Source organism: Paenarthrobacter sp. NPDC091711, from assembly GCF_044756605.1.
Lineage (GTDB): Bacteria > Actinomycetota > Actinomycetes > Actinomycetales > Micrococcaceae > Arthrobacter.
Genome location: NZ_JBIVTF010000013.1, coordinates 70249 through 91569 on the forward strand (window position 1 = coordinate 70249; position 21321 = coordinate 91569).

General features: G+C 63.4%; 22 protein-coding genes and 1 tRNA gene. 12 read left to right on the forward strand and 11 right to left on the reverse strand.

The genetic code is table 11. The features are described 5' to 3' along the window. Window positions 1-38 precede the first annotated feature (38 nt). Entirely contained in the window at window positions 39-716 is a 678-nt protein-coding gene (locus ACIQH5_RS17535; protein WP_400405811.1) for a response regulator, read from the reverse strand. Between the two features lie 72 nt (window positions 717-788). Between ACIQH5_RS17535 and ACIQH5_RS17540 the strand changes: the two genes are divergently transcribed. The 3 genes from ACIQH5_RS17540 to ACIQH5_RS17550 are packed head-to-tail and all read left to right on the forward strand — an operon-like array spanning window position 789 to window position 3831. Continuing rightward, a complete protein-coding gene (locus tag ACIQH5_RS17540; RefSeq protein WP_400405814.1) occupies window positions 789-2024 on the forward strand; it encodes a sensor histidine kinase in 1236 nt (411 codons plus the stop codon). Then, window positions 2021-3169 (forward strand): hypothetical protein, encoded by a 1149-nt coding sequence (locus ACIQH5_RS17545; RefSeq protein ID WP_400405816.1) that lies wholly within the window; start codon window positions 2021-2023, stop codon window positions 3167-3169. The genes ACIQH5_RS17540 and ACIQH5_RS17545 overlap by 4 nt, the downstream gene beginning before the upstream one ends. Further along, complete coding sequence (locus ACIQH5_RS17550) at window positions 3163-3831, forward strand: LuxR C-terminal-related transcriptional regulator (protein ID WP_400405819.1); 669 nt, start codon at window positions 3163-3165, stop codon at window positions 3829-3831. Before ACIQH5_RS17545 ends, ACIQH5_RS17550 begins: the two co-directional genes overlap by 7 nt. 8 nt (window positions 3832-3839) lie before the next feature. Here ACIQH5_RS17550 and ACIQH5_RS17555 read toward each other — a convergent pair whose 3' ends face one another. The 7 genes from ACIQH5_RS17555 to ACIQH5_RS17585 form a co-directional block, all read right to left on the reverse strand. After that, complete coding sequence (locus ACIQH5_RS17555) at window positions 3840-5468, reverse strand: hypothetical protein (protein ID WP_400405822.1); 1629 nt, start codon at window positions 5466-5468, stop codon at window positions 3840-3842. Continuing rightward, window positions 5461-6354 carry a septum formation family protein gene (locus ACIQH5_RS17560; RefSeq protein WP_400405824.1) on the reverse strand — a complete coding sequence of 298 codons (894 nt, stop codon included), beginning with the start codon at window positions 6352-6354 and terminating at the stop codon, window positions 5461-5463. The genes ACIQH5_RS17555 and ACIQH5_RS17560 overlap by 8 nt, the downstream gene beginning before the upstream one ends. Next, window positions 6344-6934 (reverse strand): exosortase S, encoded by a 591-nt coding sequence (xrtS, locus tag ACIQH5_RS17565; RefSeq protein ID WP_400405826.1) that lies wholly within the window; start codon window positions 6932-6934, stop codon window positions 6344-6346. The genes ACIQH5_RS17560 and xrtS overlap by 11 nt, the downstream gene beginning before the upstream one ends. A 5-nt stretch (window positions 6935-6939) precedes the next feature. Then, window positions 6940-8301, reverse strand: coding sequence for a glycosyltransferase family 2 protein (locus tag ACIQH5_RS17570; RefSeq protein ID WP_400405828.1), 1362 nt, complete (start codon window positions 8299-8301; stop codon window positions 6940-6942). 90 nt (window positions 8302-8391) lie between these two features. After that, window positions 8392-8574, reverse strand: coding sequence for a peptidase (locus ACIQH5_RS17575; protein ID WP_105691551.1), 183 nt, complete (start codon window positions 8572-8574; stop codon window positions 8392-8394). 42 nt (window positions 8575-8616) lie between these two features. Next, window positions 8617-9906, reverse strand: a complete 1290-nt coding sequence (locus ACIQH5_RS17580; protein WP_400405831.1) for a choice-of-anchor G family protein — start codon at window positions 9904-9906, stop codon at window positions 8617-8619. A gap of 171 nt (window positions 9907-10077) precedes the next feature. After that, a complete protein-coding gene (locus tag ACIQH5_RS17585) occupies window positions 10078-10923 on the reverse strand; it encodes an inositol monophosphatase family protein (protein ID WP_400405833.1) in 846 nt (281 codons plus the stop codon). Window positions 10924-10956: 33 nt separating this feature from the next. Between ACIQH5_RS17585 and ACIQH5_RS17590 the strand changes: the two genes are divergently transcribed. Next, complete coding sequence (locus tag ACIQH5_RS17590; RefSeq protein WP_400405836.1) at window positions 10957-11583, forward strand: hypothetical protein; 627 nt, start codon at window positions 10957-10959, stop codon at window positions 11581-11583. 87 nt (window positions 11584-11670) lie between these two features. Here the strand turns inward: ACIQH5_RS17590 and ACIQH5_RS17595 are convergent, their stop codons facing one another. Further along, complete coding sequence (locus ACIQH5_RS17595; protein ID WP_400405839.1) at window positions 11671-12456, reverse strand: DUF998 domain-containing protein; 786 nt, start codon at window positions 12454-12456, stop codon at window positions 11671-11673. Between the two features lie 108 nt (window positions 12457-12564). Between ACIQH5_RS17595 and ACIQH5_RS17600 the strand changes: the two genes are divergently transcribed. From ACIQH5_RS17600 to ACIQH5_RS17610, 3 genes are all read left to right on the forward strand, one after another. Beyond that, window positions 12565-12637: transfer RNA gene (locus ACIQH5_RS17600), tRNA-Arg, on the forward strand. 1 nt (window position 12638) lies between these two features. Continuing rightward, window positions 12639-13097 (forward strand): DUF6314 family protein, encoded by a 459-nt coding sequence (locus tag ACIQH5_RS17605; RefSeq protein ID WP_400405842.1) that lies wholly within the window; start codon window positions 12639-12641, stop codon window positions 13095-13097. Then, on the forward strand, window positions 13094-13507 hold the full coding sequence (locus tag ACIQH5_RS17610) for an NUDIX domain-containing protein (protein ID WP_400405844.1): 414 nt from the start codon (window positions 13094-13096) through the stop codon (window positions 13505-13507). The genes ACIQH5_RS17605 and ACIQH5_RS17610 overlap by 4 nt, the downstream gene beginning before the upstream one ends. A gap of 57 nt (window positions 13508-13564) precedes the next feature. On the opposite strand, the gene ACIQH5_RS17615 is transcribed toward ACIQH5_RS17610, so the two are convergent. After that, complete coding sequence (locus ACIQH5_RS17615) at window positions 13565-15478, reverse strand: ABC transporter ATP-binding protein (RefSeq protein ID WP_400405847.1); 1914 nt, start codon at window positions 15476-15478, stop codon at window positions 13565-13567. A gap of 2 nt (window positions 15479-15480) precedes the next feature. Then, window positions 15481-17142, reverse strand: a complete 1662-nt coding sequence (locus tag ACIQH5_RS17620; protein WP_400405850.1) for an ABC-F family ATP-binding cassette domain-containing protein — start codon at window positions 17140-17142, stop codon at window positions 15481-15483. Between the two features lie 209 nt (window positions 17143-17351). Here ACIQH5_RS17620 and ACIQH5_RS17625 point away from each other — a divergent pair, with 209 nt between their 5' ends. The 5 genes from ACIQH5_RS17625 (at window position 17352) to ACIQH5_RS17645 (ending at window position 21277) form a co-directional block, all read left to right on the forward strand. After that, on the forward strand, window positions 17352-18074 hold the full coding sequence (locus tag ACIQH5_RS17625) for a hypothetical protein (RefSeq protein WP_400405853.1): 723 nt from the start codon (window positions 17352-17354) through the stop codon (window positions 18072-18074). Then, window positions 18071-18778 (forward strand): hypothetical protein, encoded by a 708-nt coding sequence (locus tag ACIQH5_RS17630; RefSeq protein ID WP_400405856.1) that lies wholly within the window; start codon window positions 18071-18073, stop codon window positions 18776-18778. Before ACIQH5_RS17625 ends, ACIQH5_RS17630 begins: the two co-directional genes overlap by 4 nt. Before the next feature lie 230 nt (window positions 18779-19008). Next, window positions 19009-19824 carry an amino acid ABC transporter substrate-binding protein gene (locus tag ACIQH5_RS17635; RefSeq protein ID WP_400405859.1) on the forward strand — a complete coding sequence of 272 codons (816 nt, stop codon included), beginning with the start codon at window positions 19009-19011 and terminating at the stop codon, window positions 19822-19824. Continuing rightward, complete coding sequence (locus tag ACIQH5_RS17640; RefSeq protein ID WP_400405862.1) at window positions 19825-20484, forward strand: amino acid ABC transporter permease; 660 nt, start codon at window positions 19825-19827, stop codon at window positions 20482-20484. It begins immediately after the preceding gene. Beyond that, window positions 20471-21277: an amino acid ABC transporter ATP-binding protein gene (locus tag ACIQH5_RS17645; protein WP_400405865.1), complete on the forward strand. Its 807-nt coding sequence runs from the start codon at window positions 20471-20473 to the stop codon at window positions 21275-21277. Before ACIQH5_RS17640 ends, ACIQH5_RS17645 begins: the two co-directional genes overlap by 14 nt. Window positions 21278-21321 lie beyond the last annotated feature (44 nt).

A 21321-nucleotide genomic window follows, 5' to 3' on the forward strand; every position in this document is an offset into this window, starting at 1 on the left:
AGGCGGTGCCTCTGACACTCAAAGGCACCGGACCTGGATCAGGTTTCCGGGTGGCTCGGGTCCTCGAGCAGCCACCCGCCTGAGACCAGCCGTTCCCTGAGCGCCAGCCTCGTCAGCGGCTCCTGGCCTTCCTGGAACTTCCGCCGGACGGAGGCAAGGTGCTTCTTCACACCATCGACGGATATCCCCAGGACACGCGCGGTCTCTGCCATGGTCCCGGCAACGCCACCCAGATAAACGGCAACCACTTGGTGTTCCCTGGCGGACAACTGAGGTTCCGACGTCCCTGCTTCCATGGCTGAGGCGACTTCCGCCGTCACATACTGCTGCCCTTGCGCTGCCTTTCGGACCGCAGTCTCCACCACTGCGGCCGCCGCCGTCTTGGGTATGTAGGCCAAGGCACCTGCAGTGATCGCTTGCCGAATGACGGCGGGGTCAACAACTGAGCTGCAGACCACCACCTGTGGGCCGGAGGACAGGATTGCCTGGATTTTGGCGCGCAGGGGAATCTGGTCCCCCAGCAGGACATCAAGAATCACGACGTCGGACAACGCGCCCAGGTTTGCGGCCGCTTCGGCCCAGGACGAGTACCGTCCCACCACGCTGATTTCGGGTGCATTCGCCTGCAGCCATTCGGCCAGGCCTTCACGCAACACTGCGTGGTCTTCCACGATGTCAACTTCGACGGTGGGCCGGGACACCGGATATCGCAACATTTCCGGCCTCCCCACATATGATTTTTACTAAGTTGTCATCATAGTAGTTGGCACGTTTCGGGGGAGACATTAGTGGGGGCAGAGATCAACGGGCTGAAAACCCGCTGCCTGAACTTGGATCGTTCAGATCTGGTGGTTCGGGGCGGCGCCTTGGTGGGCTTTGTTTTCATCGCGTGTTCGTGGCTCTATGTCAGGCCAAGCATGGGCGGTCCGCTGTGGCAGCGGGCAGCGGCTTCAGTGCTGGTGATTCTCCTGGTCGTGTGCCTCGCTGCGATGTTGTGGACGGATATCTGGCCCCTGCGGTTGGTTCTGGTGATCGGCCTGATCACCTTCTCCGAGTTCATCGCGGGTGTGACCTACCGTCAGGAATCCGACTCCCTGCTCCTTGCGCATAGCCTGGCCATGGGCGCCAGCTCAGTGGTGGCCCTGTCCCTGCGCCGAACCTGGAAATCTGCCGCTTTCACTGCCCTGCTCGGTGCACTGGTCCTTGGACACACCCATGCTTCATCCATGGTCCATGGCCTGGGCCCAACCACCCTGTTGATCGTCACGGGCTTCTGGTTGATCCTGCTGGCTATCCGGCACACCGCGCCCAAAGCGCTGGATGCCCTGTGGAGCGACCAAGAGGTCAAGGCTGTATCGAATGCCGCCCAGGCCGTGGCCCGGAACACCATCAGTGCGAACCAGGCAGACGCCAGGCTCCTGCATGACACCGTCCTGCGATCCCTGGCAGTCGTAGCCCATGGCGGAGCGGGAGCCGATCCTGGCCAGTTGCGGGAAGTGCTCACCGTCAGGAACGTCGACGGCGGCGCGTTGGGTTCCAGGACTTCCTCACTCTTCCCCGCCGCGGTGGACGCCGACGTTTCCGAACCGACCCACAGAGCCCTGGCCGTCGTCGAACGTTCCAGTGCACAGGATCTGGCCTCCCTGCTGACCGAGCGTGCCGTCCGCCATAGCCGGCAGGGGTTCTCCATCTCTGTCTTTGGCGAAGCCGGAACGCTTCCGGAGGCCACGCAGGCGGCCATGGTGGACGCTGCGGAGGAGTGCATGGTCAACGCCGCCCGGCATGCGGGAACCGACAGGGTGGACGTGTTGGTTTCACGCACCGGTTCCCTGGTGTCGGTCCTGATCAGCGATGCCGGCTGCGGGTTCCATCCTGAGGCGATCCCCGGGGAGCGGTTTGGTGTCAGGCAGTCCGTGGTCAACCGCATGGACGAGGTGGGTGGCAGGGCGAGGGTGTTGTCCGCCCCCGGGCGCGGAACCACCGTAGTTCTTGAAACCGAGGTCCTTGAAATAGAGGCCCCATGAGCCTGGCGCCTCTCCAGACGGCGACGACAACCGGGCCGCTCTTCATCTCCCGCAGCATCCTTCTGATTTCGAGCGTGACCTTATGGATGGTCTCGATCGTTATTGCTGTGCTGTCCCCGGACGAAGGCGGCTCCCGGCAACTGACGTTTGTTGCCCTGGGGTTCGATCTCCTTGGCCTTGTGGTGGCCGTCATTGCCTCGCATCCGCAAACCCCACGCGGCCAGCTCCCAGGCTTGAGGCTGATCTGGCTTGCCTCCTCCATCGCTTCCGGCGTCATGACAGCCGAAATGATGACGGCCACGTCCGGCTTCCCTGCCCTGGCTTTGAACGTCCTGCTCGGAACTTCATTGGTGTTCCTGGTTGCCCTGCGCTGGGACCTGTTGGGCTTCCTGGTGCTGATCTCTGCCAACTCCGTCCTCAGTGGCCTCTACTACGCCACCACTCCACGCTTCGGCTCCGGAGACGGGCTCCTCATTTTCTTCATCACACTTTTCCCGGGACTCGTTGGCGGACTGACCGTTTTCATTCTTCGCAGCATGGCGGAGGGACAGGAAGCGCGGCAGACAATCAAGGCCCTGCAAACGCTCACGGAACACGCTGAATCACGGGCCTCAGCCAGGTCTGGAGGGCTGGCGGTGACGCATCACCACATCCAGGAACTGTTCGCCAAAGTGGCAGAAACCCGCGACCTTCCCCTCCACCCCGAGTTGGCCGAGCAGGCGCAGGAATTGGCCAGGCAACTCCGGGCCCAGCTGATGGTGTGCCACTCCACCAACTGGTTTACTGAGTCCTTGGCCTTGGCCGGGCTTGAGTCCACGGTGGTTGTGGTGGCGCAGCCGGACCTCGTTGAACATCTCCCACAGGCGTCCCGCTCCGCTGTTTTGGCCAGCACCATGCTGCTGGCGTCCACCCCTGTCAGTTCCCCAGGAGCCCCGGGGTCCGCGCCGGCAGGCAAACTCCACGTCTACGTTGAACCTCATGTGGAGGACATGGTGCTCATCACGTGGCGGGTCACCAACCTCAACCCCCAACGTTGCACGCCGGCATTATGGAGCGAGCTTGAATCGCTGGGTGGGCCCCGTGTCCAGACCGATCCCGGAGGAGCCAGCATTATGGTGCATGTAAAGGCGCCCAGGCCATGGTGACCCGTTTACTTGTTGTGGATCATCACCAGCTGATGATCGACACCCTTGCTGCATGGTTCCGTTGCAGTGCCCCGGACCTGGTGGTGGCGGCCGGGCTCAACGTTGTCCCCGAACCTCACTCCGAGCTTCGCCCTGAGCCGTCAGGGGCAGTGTCGGCCTGGGCAGAGCAAGGAATTACTGTCGCAGTCCTGGGCACCCTGGATCTGCACACGGAGCTGATCCCGGCAGTTCATCGGCTGGTGGACTGCGGCCTGCGCGTGGTGGTCCTCGCCACCCGCTTGGACGGTTGGGAAGCCGGGGCTGCCCGGGCCGCCGGCGCTCTGGGATATGTACCGAAATCTGCTGGTCCCCAGCACACCGAACTCGCCGTCCGCGCAGCCGCCGCAGGACAGGAATACCTTCACCCTGACGCCGCCGCAGTGGTGGTGGACACTGCGCCGGTACGCGTCAAGCTGTCATCGCGGGAACAACGGCTCGCGGAGCTCTACCTCGGAAACCACGCCATGTCCGTGCGCGGAGTAGCGGACGCCATGGGGATCAGCGAACAGACCGTCAAAGCCCACCTGCACAGGATCCGTCAGCGTTATGCAGCCGCCGGAATCAAGCTCGGCAATGTGATCAGCCTGCGCCGGCAGCTAAGCGCTGACGGCTGGATCACGTAACTGCCGGATCACCTGGCTGCTGGTCCCGTAGCTGCTGGATCACTTAGTTTGTGGGCGGCCGGATTCGACGCAAGGATACTGATCAAGGCCACTAACAGGGGTACACACAAAGCCCCCAGGAACCCTGAAATGACCAGTTGCCTGTAGATCTCCGGTTGTCCGGACACCACCATCACCACCCAGAACTGCAGCCACCCGGCCAGGACAACCACCACAGCCAAGCGCCCTACTGCAGCCCTCTTGCGGAAGGCAACGGCCAGCCCAAGCATGAGGGTCAGCAGCTGCATGGCTACCAGGGCTACGGGCACGGCCTTCATCGCGGTGTAGAGCCCCAGCACCACGGGGAACCTGCGGTCCTTGCCGAATGGCTCCTGTCCCTGGCCTTCCATGAAGGAGCCAATGTAGCCCAGTTCAGGTGTCAACATGGCTGTGATCCCCCGTTCACCCATTCCAATCAGGCGCTCGGGATGACTGGCGTAGAAACCAGCCAGCTTGGCCGGTCCAAGCTTTTCCTGGAACTCGTGGAACTTCGGGTTCAGGACGGCTGATTTCGGTGACGCCACCGTGGTGCCGCTTGAGGCGAGGAATCCGGGGTCCAGCCCCAGCCAGGCGAGGTCTTCTTCCGGGACAGGGCTGTGTGGCAAAAGTTCGGCAAAAACAGCGTTGTACAGGTTCACGTCGACTGTGCGTTTGGGCTGGAACGACAGGACCGCTACCGATATGACGGCAATGGCCACCACTGCCGTGAGAGGCAGAATGCGCTTCCGCCACCACGTCTTCGGCGGCAAGCGGCGCCCGGAACGCCGTGACGGGCTCTCCGGCAGCCAGAGGAGGGCGAAGGCAATCAGGGGCAGCCAGGACACCATCTCAGGTTTGGCAGCAAGGGTAAAAGCTCCGGCTCCCAGCACGAACACAAGCGCGAGCCAGCGGTTGCCGCGGCCGTTCCAATAATGCAGGAGTGCCACCATCAAGGCCATGGTTCCCAGGAAAGCTGCGGCTTCAGGGTAAGGCGAGATAAAGAAATCAGCGAAGATCCCGTCGGCCATCACCACCGTGACCAAAGCTGCTATCAGGATCCGGAAGCTGGCACGGCCCGGGAGGACGGCAACCAGTGCAGCCATCAGCGCCCCAAAGACAAGGCAGCACACGATGCCCACGGCCCGTGTGTCCAAGCCGGGGCCCCAGCCCAGGAGCGGGGTGATCAGTTTGCCCAACCACAGGAAGGCCAGCTGGGAAGAGTAGACAGGTTCACCGGAGCCCGCAGCGCCGCATGCTTCGCCCACGAATTCATGCGGTACCCAGCTTGGGTAGATGAAGCGGGTGAACTCGCCGTAGTCCCATGGACGGTCGTTGCTTACTCCCAGCGAACAGACCAGCGCGTGGCCGTCGCCTTGGTCTCCCATGCCTACAGGCCCGGGAACAAACAAGCGGACGATCACGGCGACTGCTGAGACTGCACCGGTGATCAGGGCAGGCAGAAGCAGGCCCCCGGTGGTGAGGTCGCCGGGACCAAACACGCGGGCAAGGAACTTACCCGTTCTGCGAAGCGGGCCAGGCCTGGGATTCTTGCCGGACCGCACGGGCGTGGGTTCGAATTCCTCCGCTGGTGCCGAACTCTCCGGCTTGGTCTCAACCACTTACTGCTCCATCATTGACGGCACGTGCCGGCGCCAAGGTACCGGTCCACTCAGCCGGGACGTCTTGCCTGGGCGCAACGGCACAGCGGATGGCCCTTGAGCCGCCGTCGATTCTGAGGACGGGACGGACTTCCCGGTCTTCCGGAAGGACGTCGGCTTTGAGGAACTCCAGAACGAACGGCAAGCAGCGCTCCTGTTGTGCGGCGAGGCTGACTAAGGAAGCGTCCTGACCAATCCAGGCGCTGACGTCTTCTGCCGTGTGCGGTTCGGAGCACAGTGTGTCCGCTCCCTCGCCGCTCAGGACACCGTCCTTGATGTCTTGTGAATAGCAGAGCCGGATCTGCGCCGAGTCCGGGCCCGCCAGCGCTCCCTTGAGATTGAGGGTGGTTTGCTGCGGGCCTCCGGAGTTCGCGGTCAAGAGGACATCGCAGCGCACGGTGCGGCTTCCCGCAGCCCATTCCGCGCGGCTGGGATAGTACGCAGCGATCTCCATGCCGGCTGTGGCGTCACGAGGGGTGCCGTCAAGGTATTTGCGCAGTTCATCAGCGGGGCACAGGCGGTTGGTGGCGTTGTGAAGTTGTTCCTGCAGGGGCCGCTCTTTCTGGTTCGCCAACGGCTGCGGGAAGCTGGTCACGAGGAACGTTTGCGTGCTGTGCGGCTCTGCGCAGTCCACGGGCGGCCTCGCATCGCTCGGTGCCCCGAATTCTTCCGGTGTTGTGATGATGTGGCAGCTGTCCACCTCGGCAGAGGTCTTTTCGGAGACTTTCGCGGCGTCGAGCGTGGTTGGACCGGCACTACCGCAGCCGGTCAGGGCGAGGACAAAGGCCAGAGACGCAACTGCGATGCCAAGCCTTGGGATGCGGGGTACAGGCGGATTACGACGCACGCCGGCCCTTGTGCCGGGAGCCGGAACGGCCTTTACGGACGACGGCGGCACGCACCAGGACGATGATGGCGGCAACAAAGCCGAAGATCACCACGAAGGACCCCAGGAAGTGGTGCATGAGGTCAAAGCCCTGCTGACCCCAGCTTTGTTGGGCTGCGGCAATCATGAAGTATCGGGTGGCGTTGCTGACGCTCACAATCACCAGCGCAATAATGGCGGCCGGCATCAGCCGGGACACCGGGATTCGCCCCATCAGGAACAGAATCCCGGCCAGTCCGGCGATCGGGGCCAGGAGCACGGCGCTGGAACAGAGCCCGGTGACTTGGAGGGCGAACGGCTGTCCCCCTCCCACGTTATGGAAGATGATGTCGCCCACGCTGTAGGAGGCGCCGCCGAGGATTCCGTCGAACACAGCTGCCATGAGCCAGGCTTCCACGGCCCGGATCTGCTCTTGCTGCATCATTGCAGCAGCGGCCGCCGCGAGGAAGACCAGCCCGACGAGCCCACCGCCGCGTGCTTTCCTTACCGGAATGGCCCGTGGTCCGTGCGGGACAGGGACGTCGCTGATCTCGGCACTCATCGCCACTAGGCTTCCTTCGCTAGGAGTTTGACGTCTGTTTCCTGGTTGCGCCGGGTCTTGGCCCACCCTTGCCGGCCTGTGATCAGACGGTAGGTTGCCCGCAGCACGGTGACGTAGTTCTGGTACATGTAGAGCCAGTAGCCCAGGCCCCACACCACGCCCAGCATGAAGTTCTTTTCCGGGGTGACCTGCCGCCTGTACACCAGTCCCCACAAGGCAAAGGGCAGCACACCCGTTGCAATGATCAGGGGAATGATGAACCAGGCCGCACTGATCCAAGCCCCGAAACTACCCATGGTGAGGGCACCTTGGGCCACCATGGTGATGAACAGGGTTGGCCACAGGACCAGGCCAACAATCTGGATGAAGGGCTGGATCAGGAAGTAGCTGGATTCGATCGCGCCCACGTTGCTGAAGTAGGGCGATTCAAAGATCCTCTTCAAGTAGACGCTGCACTGCATACCGCCGTGGCACCAGCGGGTCCGCTGGGTGAGGAGGCGGCGAAGGTCCGGGAGTGCTTCCTGGGCCACGTGGGTGTCATGCATGTACACGGTTTTGTAGCCGCCCAGCATGATGTGGATGGCGAGCTCGTAGTCTTCCAGCAGGGCGCCATGCCATGGCTGGCCTGACGTCTTGGCGATGGCGTCCAGTGCGGACAACCGGGTGAATTGGCCATTGCCGCCCAAGCCAACGGTCAGGGTGTGGCGTCGCAATGACTGCATGGCCGCGATGGTGGTGCGGAATTCCATGTCCTGCATGAGCACCAGGTACCGTCCGAAGGACTTTTTGAGGCGGGCGAGGCCCGTGCCGCCCTTGAGATCGGGGTCATCAAGGTTGGACATCCAGACAGCCGTCTGGGCGGCACCCACCTCAGCGTCACCGAATGCGAGGGGACCGGCCGCCTGGCGGAAGGCATTGTCCGCGAGGTGACCGTCGGCGTCGACCACCAGGACGATCACAGAAGAACGGTCGACGCCGGCAGGCAGCCACCCGTCCAGGGTGCGGTAAGCGGCGTTGAGCGCATCTCCCTTGCCGGTGCGGGCCAGCGGACGGCGGCGGCGCACCAGGTGGATCATGCTGTCGCGGTCCGAGGCGGCCTCCACGATCCCGGCGGTGGAGTCGTCGCTGTCGTCATCGACCACCCAGACGTGCGCCTGCGGAAACCGGGCGCGGAGCAGGTCCAAGGTGTTGGCGATGACTACTTCCTCGTCCCGGCACGGGATGAACACATGCCAGGAGAAAGCGTCCGGATCGCCCTCGGGATCGGGTTTACGCCGCAGGAAGGGCACCAGAATCACAAGGATGTACGACAAAAAAACCACCAGGAGCACAAAAGCCAGCGCCTGTGCGGATTCGAGTACCGACATTTAATTCCGATGCTTGTGCAAGGCCGGAGTGGCCGTGGGAAAAATTGGTGTGGCGGGACGGCCCCCGAAGGAGCCGCCCCGCCGATGGTATTACGAGTTGGGGTCTGCTCCCCGCTTTGCCGCTTTGAGCCTGCTGTTGCGCAGGACCACAAAACCGGTGATCAGCAGGGCGATCCCCACCAGGATGACCCAACCAAGGGTTGGGGCGCCGGTGACAGCGAGCGTGGTACCGCCTGCAGCTGTGCCGCCGGCAGTCCAGTTATTGCCGTACATGAGGGGTTCTCCTTTCGCTGATGCTTGATTCGCGCAAGGCGATCAGGCAGCAGCTACTGCAGTCCGGCGGCGCGAGCGAACGAACAGCCAGCTGAGCAGTGCCAGGAGCGCCACACCACCGGTGATGGCCATGGTGTCAGCGTTGACCAGCGGGATCGCCGCTGCATCAAGGTTGGGACCAACAGTTGCGTTGGCCAGGTTGACGGTGGCGATGGAGCCGCCGGCAATGGCCACCTGCAGGGCGCGCTGGGTGAAGGCGCCCGACGGAGCGGTTTCCTGAACGTTGACCTTGGCCGAAACCAGGGCGGTGAGGGCGTTGCTCAAAGGAGCCACCACAGTGGAAGCCACTGCACCGGTCACACCGTTAAGGGTGGTGGACAGGACTGCCAAGGCAGGACCTGCTACGAGCTGGGCGAGCGGGCCGAGGTTGTTCACAGCTGCCGTGGCACTTGCCAGGGTGCTGCTGACCACGGAGGTGATCTTGTTGGCAACAGCCTGCGGCAGGAAGGAAATCAGGTCCGTTCCGGCCGGCAGGGAGTTCAGGTCTGCAACCCCGGCAACAGCCAGGAGGTCGGCTTCGGTGATGGCGATGGTGCCGCCGGCTACCGGGTTGGCCACCGTTACGCCCAGCGGCGTGAGGACAGCGTTGGCCGTGTTGATGGCAGTGCTGATGGTGCCTGCAACGCCTCCAACAACCGTGCCGCCAACCTCAGCCGAAACACCGGCAAGGGCGTAGGCGCCCTGCGGTGCTGCACCCTGGTCCTTCTTGGCTGCTGCCGCGAGGGTGGTGACCTGGAGGTTGACGTTCACCAGGTCGGCGCCGCCAAGAATCGAGGCGGTGCCGACGCTGACGCGGGCTGCCGGGATGGCCGGATCGCCGTTGCTGGGAAGGCCGCCGGGCAGGGTCACCAGGCCGGGAGCGCCGCTCACGGTACCGGAGAATGCTTCCGAGGAGCCGTCGTTAACAGCCTTGCCATACTGGCTGACTGCACCCACCTGGATGATGCCGTTGTTCTGCAGCAACGGGATGTTGCCCGCGCCCACGTTGACCACGCCGAAGACGGCGCTGAGGTCCAGCGGGGTGGTGTTTTCGATGACGGCCGGTCCAGCCGGCGGCGTCCCGATCTGCTGGGCAGTTGCTGCACCGTTGGCAGCGAGTCCGGCGAAGTTCGGGATGGCGAGGACTGTGCCATCAATGATCTGGCCACTGCCGATGGAAATCACGTCAGTGGGTGCTGCGTTGGCAGCCGGTGCGGCCACCAGGCCAATGGCCAAGGCCGAGACGGCGGTGACGCCGACAGCGGCGGGCCACAACTTGCTCTTGCTGTTCAAGTACTTCCCCCTTGCGAACGCTGCAGGACAAGACAGAGCAGGCCTGCAGCTGAGACCGTGGAGGCAATCGCCTCCCCGGTGCAAAATAACAAGGGGAAAGGGCCCACCCATGCGGAGGTACCCGAAGGAGTTAACCGCCCCGTTTCAGGGCCTCAACAGGCTGGCAAAGAGCTAGGCAAATTGGGGAACAGAGGTGAGGGCGGCGCTCAACTCGCGCACCGCCGTCGGGCCTCCAGCCACGAACCAGTTCAGTCCGTTGACCTGCACGACGGCGGTGTCCCCACCGGCCGCGCGGACGATCGCCTTTCCCGGCAGCCAGTCCCATTCCGGGCAGCTGTGCTGGAACCAGCAGCCAAGCTCGCCGTCGGCCACGCGGCCAAGGTCGCAGGAACCGGAACCGAACATCCGCAGTGATGCCGCGGAAACTGCAGCCGCGTGCCACGGCATGGCTGCCCGGGGGTCTGCCAGCCAAGTGGGATGAATGTAGGTGGCGGCGGAGATTTGGCTCACGGGGAGGTCGCCGAAACCGGAGATCGATTCGCCATTCAGGGTGGACGGGCGATCCTGGCCGCCCAGCCAGAGCTTGTCCAGTTCCGGTTGGTAGATGGCCCCGAGCAGCACTTCCGGATCGGCTACCGGCTTGCCGCCGTGGCTTGAATCGTCGCGTTTAAGGGCAATGGCCGAGCACCAGTACGTGGAACCGTGCAGGAAGTTGTAGGTGCCATCAACGGGGTCGATCACCCAGGTCCGTCCGCTGGTCCCGGCAACGGAGGCACCTTCCTCGCCCAAGATCCCGTCGTCAGGACGGCACCGCCGCAACTGTTCCAGGACGTAAGCCTCTGCTGCGTGATCGGCCGCAGTGACGACGTCGGACACTGAGGTCTTGCGTTCACCCTGCAGTCCGCCCATCCGCATGAGCAGCGCCAGCTGGCCCGCCTCTCGGACCAGGGCGCTGGCCAGTTGGTAGTCATCCAGTGATGGATCGAGTTCAGTTGCTGTGTGCCTGCCAGTGGTCATGGTTCCACCTTATGTGGCGGGATAATGAATGACATGGCCAAGACACCAGCCCAGCGCATCAAGAAGCACGGAGCCAAGGCAGTGGTCCCCGATCACTCGCTGCCGCCCGTGATCAACACCACCACACAGCGCACCCCGCAAAAGGCGCAGAGCAACTCCAAGCTCATTGTGATCGCGGGCGTGGTGGCGAGCCTGTTCCTGTTCTGGTACCTGCACCTGCTCACCCTCAACCAGATGACGCAGCTCTCGGGCGGCCTGGCCATGCCTGATTCGTTGATCGGCGGCTTCTCGCAGGATTACATCGTCCAGCTTCGCGATGCCATGGACGAGTCAGCCCGCGGCCAGCTCAACTACGTCCACAAGACCGCCGGCACCCTGTTTCCGCTGATCTTCGGTTTCAGCTGGCTCCTGCTGATCGGCACCAACGTGGCGCGAAAGTCGTGGCGTTGGGCACTGTGGGCCGCTCCCCTGCTGTTCGCGGTGGCTCATCTGTGGTCCAACGTGGCCATCGACTCGGTGCTGGCATCCGAAGCGCCCGACGCCGGTTCGGTGGCCTTGGCGTCAGCAGTCACCGTTGCGTCCTGGGTACTGTTCCTGATCAGTCTCCTGTGCGGGGTGCTTGCCGTGTTCCTGGGCAGGAAGACCTCCAAAGCCTCCTGACGCTCCGCCCCTACGCGGCGCCGCACCCCTACCCGCCCGGCGCACCAGTGGTTACGGGCGCGGACGGCGGCTACGGGTGCGCAAAACTCACAGAGCCCGGAGCCCTCGCCTTTCCGTGTGAACACGCTGGGCAATCACCAGGCCGGCGGTTGCGAGGCCCACGGTCACGGGGTAGCCCATAAATCGTTCCAGCAATCCCGGCTGCGGTACTTCCATCCCTGTCATGGCGCCGATGACGAGTGCCCCGATGCAGATCAGCCCGCAGGCACCGAGGAACCAGCTCACCGGCGTCTGCCGCCACCACAGGACTCCCAGCAGCAGGAGGGCAAAACCGCCGCCGATGAAGAACATCAAGGCCCCCGCAAAATGCCAGGGTGAGCCCAGGTCTTCGGGCACCAGCCCCACAATCACCGTTCCCACCCCGGCAATACCGGTGAGGATCCGGATGGTGACAGCCAGGATCCACGGCACGGTCAACACGCGGGTCTGAGCGGATCCTCCGGCAACGGCCCGAAAACGCCGGGCTTGCACACCGGGCCGCGCCGCAACGCTCAACAGCCCGGCCGTCAGGAACAGCGCGCCGAGGACCAAGGCCAGGCCCTGCACCACGAACGAGGCATTCATCAGCAGATGCAGCGGCGAACAAACTGCCCTGTCCTCGTAGATGCCGCAGGAAACCGCACCAAGGTCGCTGATGAATCCGGTGGCCCTGCTGTAGGGTTCCGGGCCTGCCCACGCCGCGATCACGGCAGCCTCGGCCACGAAGTATTGGACCACGCTTAATTGCGCCCAGCCTCCGATATTCGCCCTGATGCTACGGGTATCCGGAAGGAAGGATCCAGCTGTTGCCGGTGCAGTCGCGTGCCCTTTCATGAACGTCAGCCTAGCGGTGTTCGGGCAGCGCCCCGGCAGCTTGTATGCTTGTAGTCGTGTCCGGGCCCTTGAGCTCCAGCAGTGGGATTTAGAGCCATGGACACACAGGCCCTCGTAGCTCAGTGGATAGAGCACGGCTCTCCTAAAGCCGGTGTCGTTGGTTCGATTCCAATCGAGGGCACTTGAATTACCAGCAGCCCACCCCGGACTTGCAGGCCTACCTGGCCGGCAGCTGGCGCGTGGAGCGGACCCTCCTGGACCGGACGTCCGGCACCAACGGAACCTTTACCGGCGTCGTGCGCTATACCCGGAACCCCGACGGCGGCCTGGACTACCGCGAAGACGGAACCATGCACTGGCCTACCCATTCGGGGCCGGCCTTCCGCGAGTACCTTCTGAAACCGGGCGCCGGGCCGGATTCGATGGACGTTTTCTTTCCCGACGGCCGGCCGTTCCATGTGATGAGCTTCGCCGACGACGGCAACCAGGATAAGCACTGGTGCGATCCCGACGATTACCGTGTGGAGTACGTCCGTGAGGGACCTGACTCGTTCAGTTTCACCTGGGATGTCCGCGGGCCCGCAAAGGATTTGCTGCTGGAATCGCATCTGGTTCGTATCGATGCCGGGAGGCAAGCATGAGTGGAACCGGCACGGACCTGATCATTGTGAGCGCGGTCTGCGTCTACAACCAGCAAGGTCACCTGCTGACCGTCCGCAAGCGCGGGACGGACAAGTTCATGCACCCGGGCGGCAAGCCCGAGCCCGGCGAAACCGCTGCCGAGGCTGCTTCCCGGGAGCTCTTCGAGGAGGTCGGGATCGAGGTAGCGCCAAACCTCCTCGAGCCGTTCGGCGTGTGGTTTGCTGTGGCCGCCAACGAGGCAGCCACCACCATCGAAGCCACCGTTTTCACTGCCCCCGGAACGTGGGAGGCGCACCCCTCCGCAGAGATAGCGGAGATCCGCTGGCTGGACCTGGACGCCCCGCTTCCCACTGACCTGGCACCGTTGCTGACGGACCACGTCATCCCGCTGTTGACCCCGCCCAAGTAGGTAGCAGATCAGGCCGTTCTGAGCGCTCAGAACGGCCTGATCTGCTACCCAGTTGGGCTACAGCTCCGGGACCGCTTCCTGCGCCACGGCGGTGGCTTCAGCGAACTGGGTTTGGTAGAGCTCCGCGTAGCGTCCATCGGCAGCAAGCAGCTCGGTGTGCGTGCCACGCTCCACGATCCTGCCGTCCTCAACCACCAAAATGGCGTCTGCGGCACGGATGGTGGACAAGCGGTGCGCAATCACGACGGCGGTACGCCCCGCAAGTGCCTCGCCCAAGGCCGCCTGGACGGCGGCTTCATTGGTGGAGTCCAACGCAGCAGTAGCTTCGTCGAGGATCACAACGCGGGGCTGCTTGATGAGGAGCCGTGCAATGGTGAGCCGTTGGCGTTCACCACCGGAGAGCCGGTAGCCGCGCTCCCCCACCACGGTTTCCAAGCCATCGGGCAGGGACCGGATCATCGGTTCCAGGCGTGCGCGCCTGAGCACATCCCACATGTCGTCTTCGGTGGCCTCCGGCCGGGCAAGGCGCAGGTTGGAGGCGATGGTTTCGTGGAAGAGGTGGCCGTCCTGGGTCACCATGCCCATGGTGTCGCGGAGGGAATCGAAGCTGAGATCACGGACGTCCACGCCCGTTCCAGGTTTTTGCCCGCCCAGGCGCACGGCACCGGAGTCGACGTCGTACAAGCGCGAGAGCAGCTGGGCCACCGTGGACTTGCCGGCGCCAGAGGAGCCCACCAGGGCAACAGTCTGCCCGGGTTCAACCCTGAAACTTACCCCGTGCAGGACTTCCTCCCCGCCCCGGGTGTCCAAGGTGGCAACATCCTCAAGGGACGCCAGTGACACCTTCTCGGCGGAGGGGTAGGAGAAACGGACGTCGTCGAATTCCACGGCAACCGGGCCCGCCGGAACGTCCACGGCGTCAGGCTTCTGGGTAATCAGCGGCTTCAGGTCAAGGATTTCAAAGACCCGCTCAAAACTGACCAAAGCACTCATGATTTCCACACGGGCATTGGACAGCGCAGTCAACGGAGCGTAGAGCCTTGTCAGAAGAAGCGCGAGAACCACCACGTCACCGGGTGCGAGCTGCCCGCCGATCGCCAGCCAACCGCCCAAGCCATACACCAAGGCCAAGGCCAAAGCCGACACCAAAGTCAGGGCCGTGACGAACGTGAACTGCAGCATGGCAGTCCGGATTCCGATGTCCCGGACCCTGCCCGCACGTGCCGCGAACTCACGGGATTCCTCGTCCGGGCGGCCGAACAACTTCACCAGCGTGGCGCCCGGGGCAGAGAACCTTTCGGTCATCTGCGTGCCCATGGCAGCGTTGTGCGCAGCAGCCTCACGGCGGAGGTCCGCCAGTTTAGAACCCATCCGCCGGGCCGGGATCAGGAAGATGGGGAGCAACACCATGGCCAGCACGGTCACGAGCCAGGACGTATTCAGCATGACGGCGAGTGTCAGGACCAAAGCCACCACATTGCTGACCACCCCGGACAGTGTGCCCGCGAAAGCCGACTGAGCCCCAATGACGTCATTGTTCAGGCGGCTGACCAAGGCTCCGGTCCGCGTTCGGGTGAAGAACGCGATGGGCATGCGCTGTACGTGATCGAATACCCGCGTGCGAAGGTCAACAATGACGCCCTCGCCGATGATCGAAGACAACCAACGGGTCACCAAGCCAACACCGGCCTCGCCAACGGCGACGATGGCAATCAGGACCGCCAACCAGATCACCGTGCCCACGCCGGCGTTGGCAATGATGGCATCCACCACCTGGCCAGCCAGCACAGGAGTAGCCACAGCCAGGAAAGCACCCGCAATCGAAGCGATCACGAACGCAATGAGCTTGCCTTTATGCGGCGCAGCAAAAGCCATGACCCTTTTCAGGGTTTCCTTGGAGAACGGCTTCGAACCGCTCTTGGCAGTAGTGATGTTGTACAGCGAGCTCCAGGCCACGCGGTCCATGCTCATGGTTACTTCTCCTGGCTTGGGGTGTGATGAAGCTCTTGCACTTGACCGTTGTCCAAGTGCCAACGCGAATCGAGCCGAACGTTTTCCAGCAACCGTCGGTCATGGGTGACCAGCAGGAGCGCGCCCTCGTAGCTTTCCAGCGCCTCCTCCAGTTGCTCAATGGCCGGAAGATCCAAATGGTTGGTGGGCTCGTCCAGCACCAGCAGATTCACGCCGCGGGCCTGCAGCAACGCAAGCGCAGCACGGGTCCGCTCCCCCGGGGACAACGAGTCCACGGTGCGGGAGGTGTGATCGGCTTTGAGGCCGAACTTGGCCAGAAGGGTGCGGACATCCGCGCTGTTCCAATCCATCAACACAGCTTCAACAGCGTCACCGAGCGGCAGACCGCCGTCGAGCAGTCCACGCGCCTGGTCAATCTCGCCGATGGCAACCGAAGCACCCATGGAGGCATCGCCGTCGTCAGGTTCCTGCGTCCCCAACAACAAGCGCAAAAGCGTCGACTTCCCCGCCCCGTTCGGCCCGGTGATGCCTATGCGCTCGCCGCCGTTGAGTTGAAGGTTCACAGGACCCAGCGTGAAGTCACCTTGGCGGGCGACGACGTTGCGCAAGGTGGCGACGACGGCACTTGAGCGGGGTGCCTGGCCGATGCTGAATTGCAGCTGCCATTCCTTGCGGGGTTCTTCCACCTCGGTGAGCCGGGCAATGCGGGACTCCATCTGGCGGACTTTCTGGGCCTGCTTCTCGGACGATTCGCTGCTCGCGGCGCGCCGGATCTTGTCATTGTCCGGGTTTTTCTTCATCGCGTTCCGGACGCCCTGGGAGCTCCACTCACGCTGGGTGCGTGCCCGGGAGACGAGGTCAGCTTTGGTGTTGGCGAACTCTTCGTAACGCTCCCTTGCGTGGCGCTTGGCTACGTCGCGTTCTTCGAGGAAGGCTTCATAGCCGCCGTCGTAGACGGCAACGGAGTTCTGGGCGAGGTCCAGTTCCACCACGGTGGTGACGCAGCGGGCCAGGAATTCGCGGTCGTGCGATACCAGGACCACACCACCGCGCAGGCCTTGGACGAAGGACTCCAGCCGGGCGAGCCCGTCAAGGTCAAGATCGTTGGTGGGTTCGTCGAGGAGGACCACGTCGAAACGGCTGAGCAGCAACGCGGCCAAGGCTACGCGTGCAGCTTGCCCTCCGGAAAGGCTGGTCATCAGGGCGTCGGCGCCGAGCTCCAGGCCGAGGTCTGCCAAGACAGCAGGGACCCGGTCCTCCAGATCCGCTGCACCGGAGGCCATCCAGCGATCGAACGCCAGGGAATACGCGTCATCGGATCCGGGAGCTCCCGAGCCGAGAGCTTCGGCCGTGGATTCCATCTCATGTGTTGCCCGGGCGCAGCCGGTTCGCCGGGCAATGTACGCCGCGATTGTTTCGCCGGCGGTGCGCTCGTGTTCCTGCGGCAACCAGCCCACAAAGGCATCCGAAGGAGCAAATCTGACGTTCCCCGCTTGTGGCTGGTCCACTCCGGCGAGGATGCGCAGCAGCGTGGATTTACCGGCGCCGTTGGCTCCCACCACGCCCACAACATCGCCGGGCGCAACGGTCAGGGAAAGGTCCGAGAAAAGTGTGCGATGGCCATGACCACCGGCAAGATCCTTGGCAACCAAAGTTGCAGTCATTGTCTATCCTCCACCAAGGGAACGCAGAATTTCAGGCCGCGATTCCCGCGGGCATGGAAAAACCCGCTGGTCCGGACTTGGGGGGTGTACGGACCAGCGGGTTCAATCATCAAGCATAATTCAATGTGGCGTCAGCGTAAAATCGTTTCGTACTCCCACTTAGGTCCCCAGCTTGTTTCGCCTTCGCGGCCCCTCCAGGAAAGTTCTCCATGCCCTTACAGTCCAAGGCGTTCCAGCGCTGGCTTCACGGTGTTGCACCCGAGGCCAGCACCGCTGACGTCTGCAGGATCGCGGGCATCAAGCGAACCACCTTGGCCCAGCAGCTGGTCCGCGGCAAGGTTGCCGAGTCCACGTTGGTGAGTATCAGCCGCGGTTTCAACATCAATCCCGTACAGGCCCTCTCCACTTTTGATCTTTACGCCGACCTTCAGGGCGCCCCCATTCCGCCCACGTCCTGCGAACTCGTCAGCCAGGTGGCCACCATCGACTTGCTGCGAGCAGTGGTGGACCGCAGCGAACCCGGTTCCACTCCCGCCCCGCGCCTTTCGGAGCCACCGCACCCTACGTCCGTGCGGAACTGGGTGGACGCGATCGACGACGGCGAGTTGCGGCACCGGGTCAGCCACACCACCGGGATTGCGCCGCAGAATTTCTCCGCACATCTGACGGCCAACAGGCTCCCGCCGGAACTGGCCATCGCCACCTCCCGCGCTGCCGGGGTGGGGCCGGCCGGAGGGCTGGTGGCCGGTGGGCTGATTACGGAGGCTGAAGCGGGATGGCCGCCCAATGCCCGGCAGGAAGCGCTGGACAGGATGTCCCAAAGTGCCTTGGCCACCCTCGCCGGTGAGCGGCTTCTGGCGTTGGGCAAGACGTTGAAGCGCCAGGAACAAGACCACGAACGAACTGAACGAATTTGGGAGAACCTCGGATGACGGCTGTCCTGCCCTGGATCACGCTGGTGGTGTGCCTGGCGATCACCCTCGCCCGGGTTCCAAGCGCACTCCGAGGGGAGAACCGCGAAGTTTTTTACATTTTCGCCCTGATCTCATTGAGCATCTTCATCAGTATCGAAGCGCCCTACCTGGTGATCGATGGCTGGCTGGGCGGGATGAATATCGGCAATCTGATTCTCCGCTTCCTGCTCTACGGCACCTTCTTCTTCATGGGCATCAAGATCGCCACGGCTTTCGGCTCACCCTCTGCTGTGCGTGCCATTCGGGGACCGCTGGGGATTACCGCCGCGGTAATTATCGGCGCCCTGACCATCTATTTCTTCGTCATCACGGACACGCAGGGATCCTCGGCCGGAATGAGCGGGCTGAAATGGGGACCTTCTTTGGACGGCTACGCGGCCATGGGCCGCCTGTATCCGGGATTCGTGGCCGCCTGTCTGGTGCCCGCCATCTGGCGGACGGTGGTGAGCACTGCCCCTGTCCTGCTCCGTGTCGCCTCGGCGTTTCTCCTCCTGGGACTATCGCTGCTGTTGTCCTCCCAGCTCTTTCCCCTCATTCCCTTTTCGGAGGCCTGGTTGCGGGTCCTCATCAACTATTCGGCGGCTCTCTTCACGTGCCTCGGACTGGCCGGCATCTGGTTCTCCAAGTCATTTGCGCGAAGAAAGCAACGTCTCTCGGCGTAAGACTTTCACAAAACCATTAGATCGTGGCACAATCATGAATGTGTGAACGCGGCTTGCAGCCTGACACCGGAATCAGAGAACGGGTTTCCGGTGGATGTGGCGCCCACGTGATCACAATTGGGGGGATGAGTGGTGGCGGGCTGTTGGGGACCGCCCCCACTCAGCCTTTTTAAGGGCACTTTCGCACGCCGCCCACCAAGCCTGGCCTGCGCGGTGACTAAGATGGCTCCATGAACAGCCTTCGTACCCGCCGCTCTGTCCTTGCAGCTACTGTGGCCGCGGCCGCCCTTGCGCTTTCCGCGTGCGGCGGAGGATCTGCGCCCGCCCAGTCCGGCGGTGATACGTCCCTTTCAGACGTGAAATCGAAGGGTGAACTCATTATCGCCACCGAAGGCACCTACCGCCCCTTCAGCTTCCACGCTGACGGCGCCGGGGAGCTCACCGGGTTCGACGTCGAGATCGCCCAGGCTGTGGCCGGGAAACTCGGCGTGAAGGCTACCTTCCAGGAGACCCAGTTCGACGGCATCTTTGCCGGCCTGGAATCCAAGCGATTCGACACCATCGCCAACCAGATCTCCATCAACGACGAGCGCAAGGCCAAGTACGATTTCTCCACGCCGTACACCATCTCCACCGGCGTGGTAGTCACCAAATCGGACAACAACAGCATCAACAGCTTCGCGGACCTCAAGGGCAAGACCACCGCCCAGTCACTGACCAGCAACTTCTACAAGATGGCCGTAGAAGCAGGCGCCAACGTCCAGGCAGTGGAAGGCTGGGCCCAGTCCGCCACGCTGGTGCAGCAAGGACGCGTGGACGCCACCGTGAACGACAAACTCACGTATTTGGATTACGCCAAGAACACTCCCGACTCCGGCCTGAAGGTGGCCGCCGAGGCACCCGAGAAGACCGAGAGCGCCATGGTGTTCCGCAAGGGCTCCACGGAGCTCACAGCAGCCGTGGACAAGGCCCTGGCCGACCTCCAGGCTGACGGCACACTGGCCAAAATTTCGGAAAAGTACTTCGGTGCGGACGTCACCAAATAGATGAACTGGGACCTCATCTGGAGTTCCTTCGGGCCGCTGATCACCGGCGCCGTCACCGGGACCATTCCGCTGACGCTCGCGTCCTTTGCCTTCGGCCTGGTTCTGGCACTGGTGGTTGCCCTGATGCGCCTGAGCCCCAACTGGTTCCTGTCAGGCATTGGCCGCTTTTACGTCTCGGTCATCCGCGGCACTCCCCTGCTGGTGCAGCTCTTTGTGATCTTCTTTGGACTGCCCAGCATCGGCATCCGGCTTGACCCCTGGCCCAGCGCCATCATTGCCTTCTCACTGAACGTGGGCGGGTACGCCGCGGAAATCATCCGTGCGGCCATCCTGTCCGTCCCCAAGGGCCAGTGGGAAGCCGGTCACACCATCGGTATGTCCCGGCCGCAGGCGCTGGTGCGCATCATCCTTCCCCAAGCAGCACGGGTGTCCGTTCCACCGTTGTCCAACACCTTCATTTCGCTGGTGAAGGACACGTCCCTCGCCTCGCTCATCCTGGTCACCGAACTGTTCCGCAACGCCCAGCAAATCGCGGCGTTCAGCCAGGAGTTCATGGCCCTCTACCTGCAGGCAGCCCTGGTTTACTGGGTCATTTGCCTGGTCCTTTCCACAGCGCAATCCGCCGTGGAAAAGAGATTGGACCGCTATGTCGCCCACTAACGAATCCGCACAGGAACCCCGCGTCGCCTCGGTCCTGGTGGCGCGGAACCTGGCTAAGGCCTTCGGAAGCAACGTTGTTCTGCGGGACATCGACATCGATATCCGGCGCGGCCAGGTGGTGGCCCTGATCGGGCCTTCAGGCTCCGGCAAGACCACGGTCCTGCGGTCCCTGAACGGCCTGGAAATTCCCGACGCCGGCACTGTCACCTTTGGTAGCGGCGATGCCTCAGCCGAGCTCGCCATCGACTTCGGCGCCAAGGTGGGGAAGAAAGAGGTGGCTGCCCTCCGGGACCGCAGCGCCATGGTTTTCCAGCATTACAACCTGTTCCCTCACATGACGGTCCTGAAGAACATCATTGAAGGGCCCGTCCAGGTCCAAAAGCGGCCACGGGCAGAGGCAATTGCCGACGCCGAACGCCTGCTGGAGCGCGTTGGCCTCGCGGACAAGCGCGATGCCTACCCCTTTGAGCTCTCCGGCGGACAGCAGCAGCGCGTGGGAATCGTCCGGGCTTTGGCGCTCAAGCCCCAACTGCTCCTGTTCGACGAGCCAACCTCGGCGTTGGATCCCGAGCTCGTTGGCGACGTCCTCGGCGTCATCAAGGAACTCGCCGAAGAGGGGTGGACCATGGTGATCGTGACCCATGAGCTGGCCTTTGCCCAGCATGTGGCAGACGAGGTAATTTTCATGGACGGCGGCGTCGTGGTGGAACGCGGGCCGGCAGCTGAGGTGTTGCGGGAACCGCGTCAGGAGCGGACCAAGCTCTTTGTGAAGCGGCTCCAGCACGACGTCTAAGTGGTTCGCAGGATGTGAGTGGTTCGCAGGATCCAGGTAGTACA